Origin of the sequence: Fundicoccus culcitae, from assembly GCF_024661895.1 — a bacterium.
Lineage (GTDB): Bacteria > Bacillota > Bacilli > Lactobacillales > Aerococcaceae > Fundicoccus_A > Fundicoccus_A culcitae.
The window spans coordinates 2111013-2127715 of sequence record NZ_CP102453.1 but is presented as its reverse complement, the minus strand read 5'-3'; the positions used below and the strand labels follow the sequence as shown (position 1 = coordinate 2127715).

Sequence of the window (16703 nt, the reverse complement as noted above, 5' to 3'; positions counted from 1 at the left end):
AATAATGATGACAGAGTAGAAATAAGGCGTTAAGTGTTGGTAGATGGGATGTCGCTGCCAAACGAAAACATACCGTTGCGTCCTTGTTTTGCATTCGCTGCATTTTATATGTAGCTCTCATCTTAAGGAGAGTATTATTATGAATAAAACGACTAAACGATATCAAACCGGTAAATTATCCGCACTAAATATCACGGTCTTAGGCGTTGTTTTAGCTTTTAGAATCCTGATTACCTTTGTCCCGGCTTTTTCCGTAGGTAATTATGTCGAAATCGGGATTGGTTTTATCGGTGCAGCTCTAACAGGTGCCTTGTTTGGCCCTTGGTATGCGATGATTGTGTCTGTTGCTAATGACTTAATTACGACGTCTATGCAAGGCTACCAATTTTTTATCGGTTTTACGTTAAGTGCTGCCTTAGGTGGTTTAATCTATGGTTATATGTTATGGCGCAAAGAAATTACTTGGAAACGTGTATTTACTACCGTTCTTATCATCACCTTAGTTGTCAATCTTGGCTTGAATTCTTTATGGATTCGTATCATGTACGGCCAAGCTTGGATTGCCTTTATGCCGGCACGGATTGCTAAAAATGCCGTATCTTTAGTCTTAAATACCGTTATTCTTAAATTATTATTTGATAACCCAACCGTTAAACGCATGATTGAAAAATATCGTTTTTAATCTGGGTAAGGATTTTCGACCGAAAAGCACGGTTGAAGGAGTGTCTGCTCCTTCAACCGTGCTTTTTTAATCGTTGTATCTGTTGAGCGAACGCCGACAATCAAAATAGATATTTATTCTGTTTGAGGGAGGGCTTTCATGAACAGGGTTGAGGTAATGCCTAAAAGGCTCATAACAATACAGAGGGTGATGGCTGTTTGGTAACTTTGCGTCATATCAAAAGTTAAGCCAAAGAAGCTAATCATCAGGGCACCCCCAATACTAGAAACGAAATTAATGACAGGAAAGACACGGCCATACGTATCCCTAGGTAATAAATTCACTGAAAGTAAATTACGACCCACTGAAGAAACACTGTAGACAGCCCCAAATAAGAAGCTAGCTATATAAAGCACCGTAAAATTAAAGCCAAAACTTAAGAGGATCAGACCCATCAACATAACCAAAAACATAGATATCACAGCAAAGACCGTATTTTTAGCATCGGATAACCAACCAATCATTAATTTAAATAGAATATTACCAATCATGCAAAAAGATAACAGCAACGAGGTTTGATTTAATTCCATCCCATACTCATAGCCAATGCCAGACAGATGTTGATATAGGCCTGTTAGAGCGGTTGTAATAAATGCAAAAACCATCAACAACACAATATTCAAATTATTTCTGCGTGTTTGCTCCAAATTCAAGGCCATTGGACGTTGTTCTTCGTGTAGCTGGTCTCTTTCTTCCTCCGTAAAAACATGCGCGCCGTAAGCTTCCATGCCCATCTCCCGCGGATCCAGCGTATAAGGCAGGACTGTCGCAGGGATATTGATTAGAAGGAAAAGGAGGGCTTGAGCTAAATAGGCGGTTGCTAGGCCGTAATTGGTGATGAGGCTGCTCAAAAGGGGTGAGAGCAAGGCGCCGGCGATGCCGCTGAAACTAAAGACAAAGCTGGTGACGATGCCATGATATTTGACGAACCATTGGTTAATGAGCTGTTGAACGGTAATCACGTTGAAAAAGGCAGCCGCTAAACCGCGGATAAAGCTCAAGAAATTAAAGAGGTAGATATCGCTTGTTTGCCCCATCAATACGGTCATACCGGCGGTGACGAGCGTGGACACCAATACGATGCGTCGAATGTTAAAGCGTCGCAAAATGCCGGGCACGACAAATCCGCTCAAGGCGCTACCTAAAGTAATTAAGGTGATATGCAAGGAGACGCTGGCTACAGGCACGTCCATCGCCTCGACTAAAGGTACAATAAAAACACCAGCGGTGTTCATGTTCACACCCAGCGAAGCCGCCATCATCATGGACGCCACGAATACAATCATCAAATAATTGCTTGTTTCTTTTTTAGTCATATCTTAATAAATACCCCTGCTTCTCAACAGCCTCGAGGATATTGGCTCGATCAGCTTGTTCATTCAATGCTTGTTTAAATATTTGATTACTAAAGGTATCAGAGCGCTGATTATGGTCGCGTGTATCATAATAATGACTCATCACTTCGTCATAATCCTTAATGGCATCCAGAATATTATCCTCCCAATAAGGGTAGCCATTTTCACCAACTTTCAGACTAACATCCATTCGTGGTTTAATATTCGGTGACTCCGCTGGATAACCAAAACCCAACCCTACCACTGGAAAAGTTAAGACAGGTAGCTCTAAAATTTGAATCGTATCCATTGGATGATTGATAATACTGCCTAAAAAGATGCCTCCCATATCAAGGGATTCAATGGCCGTCATAAGGTTTTGGGCGGCTAAATAAGCATCCGCGATTCCACGGAAAAAATGGTCCATCGTCCGATGGTAATTGCCTTCATAACCTTTGGCACGCGCAATCGCGTAATTCCGATAATTATCCACAATAAAAACAAATAACTCCGGTATTTGCGTAATATACGCTTGTTGACACACTTTAGCTAGTTGTTGGCGTTTTTCTGGATCTGTTAAATGAATGACGGAGTAGCTTTGTAAGCCACTACTGGTCGCCGAGCGGTTCATTATTTCGAGCAATTGTTTGACCATTTCAGCTTCAACCGGTCGATCGTCAAAACTGCGAATACTCCGATGGTTGTGCTGATGCTTCATCGTTTCGTTCACTATTCATTCCCCCCATATAGTTAGATTATACAGGATTTCATTGATTTGTCATGAAAAATTGTGAGTGGTAGATCTAGACCGCAAAAAACCTTTAACCCCTTAAATCCTTTAAATAAAAATCAACTAAACGCTCCTGATAGCCTGCTTTTTTAATTTCTCGCATCCTATCAGCTAAAACAATTAATTCAGGCTGTGACAAACGATGGAGCTTTTTTAAACGGTGTTCTGAAATTGTTTCATTAGATAAACACGCTTCATAATCGGACAGTGTTAACCGCCAAAATTGTAGTTGTTGCTGGTAGCGTTGTTTTAGACGCTCTGCAATCAGTAAGCCTTCCGGATCAAAATCCCCTGCATAAAACATTTGGCAACCCTTTTGAGCCAGTAAATCCAACAACATTAAGGAAGACTGATTTAACTGGCCATTGGTTGAAATAAGCGTGTGCTTTTGCGCTTGACTGTTTACAAAATAGCTGACTAACGTTGAAAGAACGGTTGGGTTTTCGACTATATAGACAACTTGATCAATACTTTCAAGCACTTGTATATTAGATAAAGTTTCTAAAGTAACGACTTGAGGCTCATCCAATTCATTGTACCCCTTCATGCCAGGATGCTCTTGCCTGTTTCTATCGTAGCCTTGCAACTGATAAGCAAATGTAAAATTATATAAGCTGTCACGGACGAGACCAAATTCAAACAATAGCTCACCCTTGCTTTCCCCATTTAATTTCGAATGATCTAAACCCTTGAATGTGGCTAACGCAAAGACTAGCCAACGTTCAAGTTCTTGACCTATATCGAAAGCATGGGGATTGCCTGTAATCGTCGTTGCAAACAAGGCTATTTTGATAGGTGGGTTTTGTTGATTTGATAGTAAAGCATTCATGGCATTGGTTAAATGAAACAGATGCGTCAACCAAGTGACTTTGTTTTGTTTGTATTTATTAAAGAGGTAACGCCGCATGGTAGAGTCATGTTCTAGTTGCATCACTAACCAATCTTTCCCTAAACCGGCTGTCGCTTGCTCTTTCCACCGCTCAATGGCGATTTGCCGTTCATTGACTACATGTTTGGCTTGCATCTTATGGGTGATAATCTCACCTTCAAAATAAGCTTCTAATAGGTCCAATAAACTAATACTTGCAAATCGAGTCGCCGCTAGCTGACGCTCGAAAGAAGTTAGCGAAATCGTAACGGATTGTTGGTGCATCAGTGAGCGTTGTAAATAGGTGCCCAACGTTTCTTTTTCGACTTGAGTAAGATGTTGGATGTGGACATTTCCTCCGATGCGCCCTAACGCTTGGTACCGACGGCGCATAGCCTTGAACAGACGCTGAAAACCAGGTCGTTCTTTGAAATAAGCGGCTGCTTCCATCACAAGCTTATCGTTATTTTTCATCCGCTTGACCTACTAGATTGGCATTCTGCTCATTATCGTTGATAGCGATGCGTTTAACCCCATCCCATAAATAAGACATGACCGCAACAAATTTACTATTATTCGGTCGCAAAAGTTGATAAATGCGCATTGATGGGACTGTATCATAGTCACCCCATAAAATTTGTGAATTAATAATAAAGTTAAAATCAAACTGTACCATATAGCGGAACATATCGCGGATATTTTGGTCATCAATACCAGCGAATGCCTCATCTAAAGAGATAATCCGTGGTGCTTGACGGTTCGCCCCATTATACTTAGCTACAACAGCTGAAAAGAGTGGAATATACATCGACATCGCTTTTTCCCCACCACTTAAGGCATCGAACTTGTTATTCGTCAATTCCGTCATTACTTCACCGGCTTTTTTAAACGACAGCTGAAACTCAAACCAGCGTCGATAATCTAAGACTTCTTTAAGCATGGTATGAAAAGTAGAGCTGTAGCCAGATTCTTCTGCCTGTTGCCGGGCTTGCTTACTCTTGGTTCGAAAATGTCCCGTTAGTTTTTGAGAATTTTCTTCATTCATCAAAGCCGCATCCATCTTTAATAAATCAATCAATTCGCGTGAACCAAGTTCACCTTCTTGTTGAGCACCTCGATGTTTCCATTTAAGGGCTAAGGTAAAACCATTTGACGTGGCTTCTTCTGCTTGACTCATTAATTTATTCATTTCTTTAACCCAAGTTTCACTTAAATAAATCTTAGAGCGAATCTTCCGCCCAATCGTGTTGGTAATAACTTCTTCAAATAACAGACGATCTTTTTGTTGAAGTAACTGTTCATTCACTGTCACTTGCTCTTGCACATACTGTTCCAATTCAAAAATGGATATTTGGCGGCCTTGAGAGGTGGCTTTCAAGTTATCCCGACTTAAATTCAAGCCCCATTCACCTGCTTGGGTCGAATAGGCTTGGTATGTAAACAAGCGTTCTAAATTGACCATATAATCAGCGAGTTGATTTTTATGAATCAAATAATCATCACGCAGTTTTTGCTCGGCTTCATCCATCCGGCTGCTGGTTGTTTGCGGTGAATAATAGGCACTTGATTGAAGTTGCTTCAAGCCTTCTTGTAAGGCTCCTACCCATTTCTTGGTTAAAAGGGATTGAAAGGTATTTTGTTTCAATTGTTCAAAATAATTTTGCGCTTCTTCGATTCTATCCAAGGCTAAAGCTTTATCTTCGAAGACATAAGCTAGGGATAACTCATCCACATAGCTTTGGTAAAAGACGGTTACCCGTTCAAACACTGACTGAACGTCCTCTTTTAATTGAACCGTACGTTGCTGATTGGAAACAATTTCGGTATCCAGACTCCCTTGTTGACGGCTGGCTTCATTCACTTGGCTAGGAATCTCGGCTAAACGAGCAAGTGCCTCCTCTAATTGGCGAGCTATATCTTCAAAACCGGCAGAGGCTAACTGCTGTGCAATCATTGCCAAATCTTGACTTAACTTTTGTTCTTGATTTTCATAACGGCTCAATTCCTGCCGTAAATTATCTAAATCCCATTCATCTTCTGCGATGGCTTCTTCAACTTGCTCAAATTGTTGTTGTGTTTGAAGATGATTTTGATAGGCCTCTTTTAAATGATTTAATTGCTCTTGATAATCTTCACTAGCATCCAAGGCTTCATTTAATTTATCCATAGAGGGTGTAATCTTTATTTGCTGGCACAATTGATCCGCTTGATTTTTCAATTCTTTATAAGCTGTTTCGCTTGCCCTTACTTCTTTTTGAAGCTGGCTATGTTTTTGTTGTTCATCTTCAAATTTTTGCGTGAAACTAATCCGTGTTTGTTGGGCGATTGTTATCCCTGAAGTGTCTGGCAATTGGTTGACTTCTTGGCCTAGTTGAACTTTATGTGCATTTAACTGACTAATCAGCGTGTTTGTTTCACTCAATTCACGCTGTAACTGTTCAATTTCCGTTTCTAATTGGCTTAAATGCCGTTGCCGATAGGCTTGACGTCTTGCTTGTCCGATGAATTTAGCTTCATAATTCCCGTCAACCATCCCGTGTAAAATACCCAACTGATACTGTTTAGCATGTGGATTGATTTTAAAGTCCGTTACGTCAGAAGCCGTAGTGTCCATTTCGCTTACGATTTGATGCAAAGCCGTAATTTTTTCCTGTATGTCATCTGTTTGCGCGTCTGCTGTTTGTTGAACGACTTCTAACACAGCATTCAAGTCGGACAAAGGCTTAATCTCTTCCACAAATAAATATCGCTCTGAACGACCTTGTTGACTGTTTAAAACACGTGCTTGATCTTTTTTCGACACGACTAAAGCGTCCAATAGACCCATATCCAGCAAAATCGCTTCAAGATGATTAACACTTTCAGCATCTAAATTTTCTTTAAAGTCGACCAACTGGTAAAAAGGAATATGTAATATACCTTCGTCTCTTAAAGCTTGGCGGTTTAGCTCAACTGCTTTTGCACGGGGCGGTTCTGGATCACGTCGATTAACCCAAGCTTGAAATTCTTCATTCAGTTCATCTAATTTTAATTGAATGAGCTGTTTCATTTGTTGGTTTTGAAGCAGTTCATTATTAATTTTTCTTTCGGTTAAACTTTGCTCCTGATAAATCATCCGATTTAATTCTGCAAAATGACCATTTCTATCGTGAGCGACCAGTTGATAGATAGTCTCTTCAGTACCAGTTTGAATAACCAACACCTGGTTTGTGTCCAGCCATTGTTTGAATTGGATATACCATTGATCCTTTTCACTTTCAGCCAGTTTATCCCATTCTAATTCCTGTTTTTCATAATCGGTCATGCGGGTCGTTGATTGATCATATTCTTGGTAAAGTCTTTCCAAAGAAGCTAATTGCTCTAAACTAATTCTAACGCTTTCCATGGCTTTTCGAATAGCTTGTTTTAAGCTTTGAATCGCCTGAATCGTTAAACCAAAGGAAAAGACTTGACCGAGATGAGAGGTTACTTCATTTTGAAGCAAGGTATGTTCTTCAAAAGAAATTTCATTGGCGATAATGGACATTTCATTCAATTGACGTTGGATGCTTACTTTAAGTAATTCCAGATTATCTTTTAACTCCTTGGCTTGTTGATGACGTTTTAGGAGTTTAGCTTCTTTTTCTTCAACTTGGCTTACTTTTTGTGTTTTATAGACGGTGGTTTCAGTTAATTGATTCTTGGCTGATGTTTCTTGTTCTTTTAATTTTAGAATATCATGGTCTTGTAGCCGTGCAACTTGCTCACTTCTAACTTGAGATTCTGTTTGAAGTTGCGTAATGGTATTCCTAATCTTATCTAAGTCTGCTTGTTGTTGAACAACGAGTTCTTGCGTTACCTGGATGGATTCTTGTAATTGAAGCAGTTTTTGTAATTCCGAACGAAACGCTTGCGTTCGCTGATAGAAAACCACACTATTATAATTGATAAAGGATTGGGTCAGTTTTTTGATGGCTCCCAATGATTGCACCATCATAGCCAAATTGGCTTCAATCGTATCCATATTTTCAATGGATTCGGATAATGGACGTAAATCTTCATCCGATAAGGGCTGTAGCGAATTGGTTAGAATCTCACTAATAACCGTTGGTTTAAAATCTTTAGACAACTTCGGTGAGCGTAATTGAATTAACAGATTAATCAACTCCCGATACTCCTCTATAGACTCAAAGCCAAAGAGATATCGATTCACTGCTTCCATATACTCCCGTTGTGTTGTAAATACTTGTCCTTTTTCACCAATGGCTGATGTTAGCTCCCCTTTAGTTAACACTTGGGTCTGATTTTGGTTACGATACAAGCTAAAGTTTTCACCCATATGTAACCTTTGGCCCAAGTAGAAATACCAAGTATCTAAAGGATAGTCTTTACGTGCGCGAATGCCCATTCCAATGGTTTGATAGACATCTGAGTCTGGATGTTTAAACTCTAAATATAAGTAGCCAATACGCTCTTGCCGCGTATCATTATCTTCTAACATGTAATTATCCAGTTTTCTTGCCCTTGACCCAAATGGATCTAATCGTTCAGGACTTCTATTACCATCCAAAAGTAGGGGAATAAAGCTTTGCATGGTGACTGATTTTCCCGACCCATTCGAGCCTCTTAGGAGCATTCGGCCTTGTGAAAAATGGAATATTTGCTGGTCATAATACCAAAAATTAATGATTCCTGCTTTATGTAATTGCCAACGTTCACTCATCATCAAATTCTCCTTCAACATACTCTCCGACAATTTTTCCACAAATAGGGAAAATCGTTATTTGGCGCAAGTCTTCATCCCAATAGATAAAGTTTAAACTGGTCATGCGTTGCATAATTTGCTCCGCTAAATCTTTAAGTGATAATGCTTGTATTTTCTTAGTAAAGCGCTCATTCCATTGGTATTTCACTTGACTGATTAGACTTTCAAAAGAGGATTGGGTCACTTCAATGCAATCATTATTATCTAATTGCCAGTCTCCCGTTAGGACTTGATGGCGTATAGCGGTATTTATTAATAAAATAATCTCACTTAAGTTTGAACGGTCTGGAAAAACCTCGCCTAAGTTGGCAGCTTCATTCATCACCAGATAAGCACTATTGCGATGAATATCTAAACGAACATCAAAGTAAGTTTGGAAATCGTGTTCAATCACCGATCGATAATTTTTGATATAGAGATAGTCTTCATCTTGATTATGCTCCATTTTAACAGCTGGCTCTAAAATAAGTTTGCGGTACACACGTTGTCGTCTTAACAAACCACGGTCTGCTTCCATTTGGACATGACCAAAATCATCTGCTTCTAAGGAAGCCAGAGATTGGATAGATTGTGTAAGCTGACGCATATAATAACGTGAGATGCCAGTGTTAGTATATAAAATATCTGCTTCATAATCACTTAAGTAATCGCCAACCGTTCCATCTTGTTCAATAATCAACTCTTCTTGGAAGCAATACTTCATCACCCTAACAAGTAAGCGTCTTTTGGTATAATCTTCCCATTTGATGGGTTCTGTAGGATAATGGTGACGAATAAATTCGGTTAACTCTGATAAAATAAATTGTTGACCCGTTTCCTTATCCTCTAGAAACATTAAAACTAAACAAAAGAATTGGTATTCTAAAGCCGTTGAAAAGTCCTGAATCCCCATCCAGGCTCGAGCAACACCTGGAATTTTTTCTAGCTTTACCAATTCAGGTGTAATAATGACGCGGTAGCCTAGCTTTTCATTTAAAAATTTTTGATAATTACCCACTTGATCCCGAATGGTGTAATACAATGTTTTATTGGTTCGTTTTAAAATCCAACGTTCTTTAAAAAGTGATTCTAAAATTGTCATCCTACATCCTCCAAAAAGTAAAATTCAAAGGCTGGCATTTCAAAGCGGCCATCCTCGCATTCCACTAAGACGCGTTTAGATAAATCCGTATTCATCACATAATACTTTTGTCCAAACTCGGTTGTTACAATATTGGTTTTTAATTGTGTGCTAGAACTTGTTTGCAGGTTTTCCAAACTTTTGGATAACCAGCGTAAAATAATTTGCCTTACTCGAGGAGTAATTCTAGGCAAATTTTCAACCTTCAATTGACGGTTAGTCATATAAGCCGCCATAATCTTTGCTTCCTCTTCTTGTTGTTTTAACATTGCATGAATAATGGCCTGTTGTTCCTCATAGGTTGACTCAATACTGGATTGTCGCGTACGTTGTGCTTTCATGCGTTTCCGTGATTTTACTTTAATCACAATAGGATTTTCTGCATAAACACTTTGGCTGACACTTTCCGTTTGGCGATCTTTTTCTGAACGAATATGAATCGGGTGTTTAACCCCAAAGGCTTTAGCTGCCAGCACATGACAATCATTGATGGTCTCACACTCGCCAAACATTTTAGCCAAGACAACATAATCATCTTTTCGATTCACACCAAAACCATAGCTCTCACTAATTTGGGTCGCCGTCCGGGTAATTTTCCGAATAGTTTCATTGGTAATATCAAACACTCGATTGGCTTCACTGTTTTCGCCCGTAAACCATCGCTGCATACTTTGCCAACGTCCCTCGGCCTTATCGCGAATAAGTTCTTCATCTAAAGGCTCTTGGGCTAAACGCGGAACAGACAGTTCATATTGCACCAAACGGTCAAATAAATTTTCTAGTTGATCATCCCGAATTTGATTCATCCACTGTTCAATGATGCCTTTATTGTGTTGCAAACTCCGAACAAATTGCCGCAAATACTCAACAATCGCATCTTTAAAGACTAAGAATTCGGTGGTTTTCATCAAATCTTCCGACTCGGCAGAATTTAAGGTTCGAATATAATCTTGATAATTTTGATTCAGACGAATAAATTGATCATTTAAACTATTCCACCAAAAATACAATTGTTCATCCGTTGCTTCCATCATGGACGCAAACTCTTGCATACTTTGGCGAATTTTCTCCAACAAACTTGGCTCTAAGGAGGATCCTTCTATTTCTAAATTTTCTAGGCGAATTGTCAAACGCTCAATTTCGACGGTATATTCCGTCAATTGATAACGAAAATTTTTGTTTTTATATTCTTCTAGCGTCTTCACTTGATTGGTATCTTGAATCGCTACCACATTCTTCCAACCTTCCAGCGCCTGAAAATCGCGTTTACATTCCTCCAATGTATAACGGTCAAACCGCGGATCTTCTTTCATTTTAATAAATATCTCCTGTGGATAGACCCAGTATTGGATCCGTTCATACAATTGATACATTAAACGAATGATTACACGATATCTAGGCGTGTTGTCGGTATTTAAATAAGCTGTTTCAATAATAGGTTTTGTAATTTTATCTGAAAACATGTCCTCAACCTTTCAGTCAATCTATTGCCTAAAGTGTATCAAACTATTGAATTGAATTGTAGACGATTTCACATTTTATTTGCTTTTGTTATGTTTTATTAATTGGATTACAATAGAAGCAGTGATATTTATTCGAAAGAAGGGGTTTAGTGGAAGTTGCAATTATTGGTGGGGGAATTGTTGGGTCAACGGCGGCCTATTATTTGAGTCGGGCTGGTTATGCGGTGACTTTGTTTGACGAAGGGGGTGGGCAGGCCACTAAAGCGGCGGCGGGAATTATTTGTCCGTGGTTCACGCAACGGCGCAACAAGCCGTGGTACTTTTTAGTGTCGCAAGGAGCGGAGTTTTACCGTCAACTGATGGCGGACTTGGAGGCGGACGGCTTTGAAACCGACCATTTGTTTCAAGTGACGGGGGCATTATTGTTGCGCAATCGTGCGAAAAAACTGGAACGGGATTTGCAGATGGCGCAGGAGAAGGTGGTTGAATCGCCGTCAATTGGTGAGGTGTTGACGGTGGCGCCGGAAGACTTGCAGGCGTATTTTCCTTTGTTGGAGTCTGAGTTTGGGGCAACTTATGTGGCTGGTGGAGGTCGTGCGGATGGGGCTGCCATTATCCAAAGCTTACATCAAGCGATGAGTCGTTTTGGTGGGCGAATCGTTAAGGAAAAAGCACGGTTGGTGCGGGGCGATAATCAGACCGTTTGGGTAGGCAGTCGTCGTTTTGAGGTGAAAGGTTTCGATAAAATTTTATTATCCAACGGGGCTTGGTTGCCGGAAATTTTAGAGCCGCTGGGCTATTCTGTGGCGATTCAACCGCAAAAAGGACAATTATTTAGTGTGTATAATCGTGCTTGGGAGGGCAATCAATGGCCAGTTGTCATGCCCGATGCAGCGATTGATATCATCCCGACAGCGAGTGGTCAACTGATTATTGGCGCCAGTCATGAAGATGATCAAGGTTATGATTTAACTTTAGATGAAGGTGTTCTCGCCGAATTAAAGGAAGAAGCGGCTACTTTTCTCCCTTGGATTAAGGCATCTGCGATAGCGACCACCCGGGTAGGGACGCGTGCCTTTACGCCTGATTATGGGGTACTGGTTGGGCAAGTGCCCGAGTTGACTAATGTCTGGGCGATTAGTGGCCTTGGCTCCTCCGGTCTAACAAGCGGTCCTTTTCTGGGATATGAATGGAGCCAACTGGTCATGTCAGGAAAATGGCAAATTAATCCGAATGATTTTCCTATCAATGCTTATATAACGCCTAACAACTTATAAATATGTATAATAATATATGGAATTATTTATTATTATTCGCAATTTATTACTACACATTAGGCGTGTTTTTTGATATATTTAACCCATAAATATTAAGGAGGAATCATAAAAATGTGGAAAGAATTTAAGAAATTTATCGCTAACGAAAGCATTGTCACTATGGCTACTGGTATTATTATGGGGGCTGCTTTTACAAGTATTGTAACCAGCTTAGTTGAAGATATTTTCATGCCAATCATTGTTGCCCTAACCGGTCAAGCAGATGTCTCTGCGCTCACTATTTCAATTGGAAATACGACCCTTGGAATCGGATCATTTATTCAAGCAATTATTAACTTTGTTTTAATTGCCGCCCTTTTATATGTTACTCTTAAAGCCCTCGGCAAAGCCCAAGGTAAAAACTTGGTCGGTGGCGATGAACCTGCACCGGCTGGTCCAACCGAAACCGAATTACTCCAAGAAATCTTAACCGAATTAAAACGCAAATAACCCTAATAAATACCTCTGCTACTCACTAGGTTGAACTTAGTGAGTAGCTTTTTTGGTTGGGTAAAAATTCGGGCGAGGCGGATTATAGTATGCTGGACTTCGTTTTGGGGGGAAGACCGCCAAGCACCAAGCACGGTTGCCAGATTTCTGCGAGCATCGAAAACCAGCATATGGGGGGTTGTTGGGAAATTATTTAGAATGATAAAAATTTTCACACATCATCTATGAGGAGCAACTGCCGAAGCAAATTTACTTGAAGTTATCGTGCACTACTTAACTACTAGCCGTGGGCTTTCTCGTTTCTACTAGCCACAGGCCTTCCCGTTTTTTTGAAGGCACACGCTACCTAACCGCGGTAAGCAGGAAGTGAAGTAGTGTATTTGTTTTAAAGAAAAATAAAGGCGTTATAGTAAAACCAAATTACTATAACGTGATTCCCAAACGGATTATAGTAAATTCAAAATACTATAACACGTTTCCTAAACGGATTATAGTAAATTCAAAATACTATAACGCGTTTCCTAAACGGATTATAGTAAAACCAATTTACTATAACACGATTCCTAAACGGATTAAAAAAACAATTTACCTAAGACAAAATCATGAATACACAAAAACTCGGTTCGTTATTTCCCGCTTACCTCAGATTTCACTCATGACAATAAACGTGCCCATTGTCACTCAGATTTTTTCTCATGACAATAAAGCCGCCCATTGTCACTCAGATTTTTTCTCATGGTAAGCGGGAAGTGAAAGACCGTCAAATTGACAAGTCACCTTTTTTCTCCCATCCGCCTGAGAGCAAGCTATGTGGCGGATGGGAGTGCCAAACCGCCTGAGGGCGGGCTTACCTCAAATTTCTCCCATGACAATAGACACTTTAACTAAAGCTAGCCTGTTAAATGGAGGAAGATATGTTCTTCCACTTAGGTTTACTTTAATTGCTGGCGAGGAAATACATGAACTCCGCCACCAAATTTAATTGATGGCGAAGGGGTAGATGAGCTTCGCCATCAATAAGTAATATTATTATTGCTGTAGCAGAAATCACTTGGTTCTTCACTTCCTACTTATGCTGAGTGGCGGATAGGAGTCAACATCCCCTGAGGGAAAACTGAGTGGCGGATGGGTAAGCGGGAAGTAAATGGCCGGTGATTTGATAAGTCGTATCTTATATTTTGATTTGCTGGCTTTCGATTTCCACTGAAAGCCGGCAAGTGGGTTGAGCAGTTGGAAGTGAAACGACGAGCCCCGAACCCCCCGCCAAATGGCGACTCATTTGGCGCTCGTCCCTGATTCCCCCGCCAAACAGAGACTCATTTGGCGTTCGCCCCCCAACCCCCCGCCAAACAGAGACTCATTTGGCGTTCGCCCCCCAATCCCCCGCTAAACGGCGACTCATTTGGCGTTCGCCCCGGTGGCGAGGAAACACTTGAGCTCCGCCATCAAATTTAATTGGTGGCGAAGGAAGATATGAGTTTCGCCACCAATAAGTCATATTAAATCTGTCGTAAGTGGGAAGTGAAGAACCGTCATTTCTCACTTTCGTTGGCGCACACATATTGGAGCAGTTGTTGTGAGCGTGAAACTAAGCGAGAAATGTGTGACCATTAAATAAACTACAAATTAGGCTATTCGGTCATGAAATTAAGTATTTGATGACCGATTAGCTTTATTCGGTCATGAAATCAGGTATTTGGTGACCGATTAGCTTTTATTTAACGTTCGCTCACTTCCCACTTACCCTCGAAATGCCGGACGTCGATTGGGGTTGAAATCCGGCAAGTTGAAATACCGGACGTCGTTGTGAAAAGAAAGCCGGCAAGTTGAGGGTATGTGAAAAATGAAGAACCGGGTGATTAAAACTACAGCATTGTAGCAGATAAAATATTGCTTATTGTTGGTGAAGCTAGTGCATCACTTCTCCAACAATTATATAAAGTGGCGAAGTTAATATACCCCCTTGTCATAAACCAAAGTAAGACTAAGTTGAAGAACTTATCGTCTTTCATTTGGCGGATTATCTTTAATTGAAGGCTTTATTGTCATGAGAAAAAATCTGAGTGTCAATAGGAGGCTTTATTGTCATGAGGAAATATCTGAGTGACAATGGGAGGCTTTATTGTCATGAGGAAATATCTGAGTGACAATAGGAGGCTTTATTGTCATGAGAAAATATCTGAGTGACAATAGGAGGCTTTATTGTCATGAGAAAATATCTGAGTGACAATAGGAGGGCTTATTGTCATGAGAAAAAATCTGAGTGACAATAGGAGGCTTTATTGTCATGAGGAAATATCTGAGTGACAATAGGACGGTTCGTCACTTCCCACTTACATCTGTCAAGACGATGTAGCCGAAATCCCAGTGCAGCCTCTCGTGTTGAGTTTTCACGCTCCCAAAAACCAACGCCTCATAAGTTTCCAAGGCTTTCAAAATTAACCTCAATCATTGATTTCAACTAACAGAAATACTTTATAACAGCCGCTCACTTAGCGCTCTCGCATTCGAAAAACACCCCCACCTAGCATGATAAGCTGGGCGGGGGTGTAGCAGAGTTATTTATTGAGGAGGAGGGTGGCGGCTGCGTGGGGGTTAAGGTCGAAAGCGACGGTGTCGCCGGCATTGGCAACTTCAAGCGTGCAGTGTTTTTCCTGGTCGGTGTCGTTGAAAACAACGGCGACTAGGCTGGCGTCGGGATTTATAAAGGCGACGCTGAGGATGCCGTCAGCAGATTGGCTATCAACGCGAACGGCGCTGGGTTGGAGGTATTTACTGAAATGACCGAGACCGTAGTAGTCGAGGGTGAATTCGTAAGTACCCGTGCTTTGGTTAATAGTGACCAGACCGCGGCAAGTGGAGTTTCCAAAGCCAGGGACGGTGGGGCCATTCTTTTCATCTAAGGCCATGTTCCATAAGATGAGCGACTGGGAGCCGTTGCGTAAAATGTCCATGCCGGTCCGCAGCAAGTTGGAAAAGGCGGGCTCAAAGGCAGGAATCCATTCGCCACCGGAACCTTCGGTGAAGTGGATTTCTTTGTCTGGAAACATCGCAGCGACACGGGATTGACTGATGGCACGACCGCCATACCAATGCCAAGCAATGCCGTCAAAGTCGTCGTAGGCGTTATCGAGTAATTCAATTGGATAATCGATGCGATCCCAGTTGTGGTCGTAACCTAGGATTTTGGTTGCTAAGCCTGCTTCAACAAAGGCTGGTTTTAAATAATCGCGTACGAAAACCACTTGTTCAGCCGCAGTCATCAGCATGCTTGGGTAATGCAAGGGTTCGTACAAGGGTTCGTTTTGTGGAGTCACGGCGTAAATGGGTAACCCATGGTCTGCGTATGCTTGCACATATTTAACAAAATACAAAGCATAAGATGCATAGAATGCTTCCCGCAACTGGCCACCTTTCATGGAAGCAGATGTTTTCATCCAAGCAGGTGCACTCCAGGGACTGGCCATAAATTTCACGGAAGGATTCAATGCTAAGGCTTGTTGCGACAAAGGAATAATACTTTCCTCATCATACATGACGGAAAATTCAGTCTGATCAAGGTCGGTTTCGCCTGCTTTTAAATCATTATAAGAGTAAATCGTCCGCGCATAATCCGATGCTCCCATGGGGTTGCGTACTAAGGTTAAGTTAATCCCTTCTTCAGCATCAAATAAACTTGTCATCACTTGGTCCCGTTTGCTTGCTGATAATACTTGATCAATCAAGTAAGCAGCTGAGTCAGTGAAGGATGCACCAAAGCCATCCATCCGTTGGAAGGTTTTGGTGGTATTTATTTGGATGGGTTGAGAGGGTTTCTTGGGTATTGTTTGGGTAGCGAGCGGTTGGAAAAAGCCGGATTCATCGCTAGTAATAGCAACATTTACGTGTGTCAATGCA

General features: G+C 41.0%; 10 protein-coding genes and 1 riboswitch. Of the genes, 3 read left to right on the top strand and 7 right to left on the bottom strand.

What is annotated here, in order from left to right; genetic code table 11:
- Window positions 1-9: 9 nt before the first annotated feature.
- A riboswitch (THF riboswitch) is annotated at window positions 10-102 on the top strand.
- A gap of 37 nt (window positions 103-139) precedes the next feature.
- Entirely contained in the window at window positions 140-682 is a 543-nt protein-coding gene (locus NRE15_RS09645) for a folate family ECF transporter S component (RefSeq protein WP_313792669.1), read from the top strand.
- Between the two features lie 113 nt (window positions 683-795).
- Here NRE15_RS09645 and NRE15_RS09640 read toward each other — a convergent pair whose 3' ends face one another.
- The 6 genes from NRE15_RS09640 to NRE15_RS09615 all read right to left on the bottom strand — a co-directional run bounded on the left by NRE15_RS09640 (window position 796) and on the right by NRE15_RS09615 (window position 11040).
- Window positions 796-2037, bottom strand: a complete 1242-nt coding sequence (locus NRE15_RS09640) for an MFS transporter (RefSeq protein ID WP_313792668.1) — start codon at window positions 2035-2037, stop codon at window positions 796-798.
- On the bottom strand, window positions 2030-2785 hold the full coding sequence (locus tag NRE15_RS09635) for a nitroreductase family protein (protein ID WP_313792667.1): 756 nt from the start codon (window positions 2783-2785) through the stop codon (window positions 2030-2032). The genes NRE15_RS09640 and NRE15_RS09635 overlap by 8 nt, the downstream gene beginning before the upstream one ends.
- Before the next feature lie 91 nt (window positions 2786-2876).
- On the bottom strand, window positions 2877-4187 hold the full coding sequence (locus tag NRE15_RS09630) for a TIGR02679 family protein (protein ID WP_313792666.1): 1311 nt from the start codon (window positions 4185-4187) through the stop codon (window positions 2877-2879).
- Window positions 4177-8418, bottom strand: coding sequence for a TIGR02680 family protein (locus NRE15_RS09625; protein WP_313792665.1), 4242 nt, complete (start codon window positions 8416-8418; stop codon window positions 4177-4179). The genes NRE15_RS09630 and NRE15_RS09625 overlap by 11 nt, the downstream gene beginning before the upstream one ends.
- On the bottom strand, window positions 8408-9538 hold the full coding sequence (locus NRE15_RS09620; protein ID WP_313792664.1) for a TIGR02678 family protein: 1131 nt from the start codon (window positions 9536-9538) through the stop codon (window positions 8408-8410). Before NRE15_RS09620 ends, NRE15_RS09625 begins: the two co-directional genes overlap by 11 nt.
- Window positions 9535-11040 (bottom strand): TIGR02677 family protein, encoded by a 1506-nt coding sequence (locus NRE15_RS09615; protein WP_313792663.1) that lies wholly within the window; start codon window positions 11038-11040, stop codon window positions 9535-9537. The genes NRE15_RS09620 and NRE15_RS09615 overlap by 4 nt, the downstream gene beginning before the upstream one ends.
- A gap of 149 nt (window positions 11041-11189) precedes the next feature.
- On the opposite strand from NRE15_RS09615, the gene NRE15_RS09610 reads away from it, so the two are divergent.
- Window positions 11190-12317, top strand: a complete 1128-nt coding sequence (locus tag NRE15_RS09610) for an NAD(P)/FAD-dependent oxidoreductase (protein ID WP_313792662.1) — start codon at window positions 11190-11192, stop codon at window positions 12315-12317.
- Between the two features lie 111 nt (window positions 12318-12428).
- The gene (gene mscL, locus NRE15_RS09605; RefSeq protein ID WP_313792661.1) at window positions 12429-12806 is read left to right on the top strand and encodes a large conductance mechanosensitive channel protein MscL; all 378 of its coding nucleotides are present in this window, start codon (window positions 12429-12431) and stop codon (window positions 12804-12806) included.
- Window positions 12807-15364: 2558 nt separating this feature from the next.
- Here the strand turns inward: mscL and NRE15_RS09600 are convergent.
- On the bottom strand, window positions 15365-16699 hold the full coding sequence (locus NRE15_RS09600) for a glycoside hydrolase family 30 protein (RefSeq protein ID WP_313792660.1): 1335 nt from the start codon (window positions 16697-16699) through the stop codon (window positions 15365-15367).
- Window positions 16700-16703 lie beyond the last annotated feature (4 nt).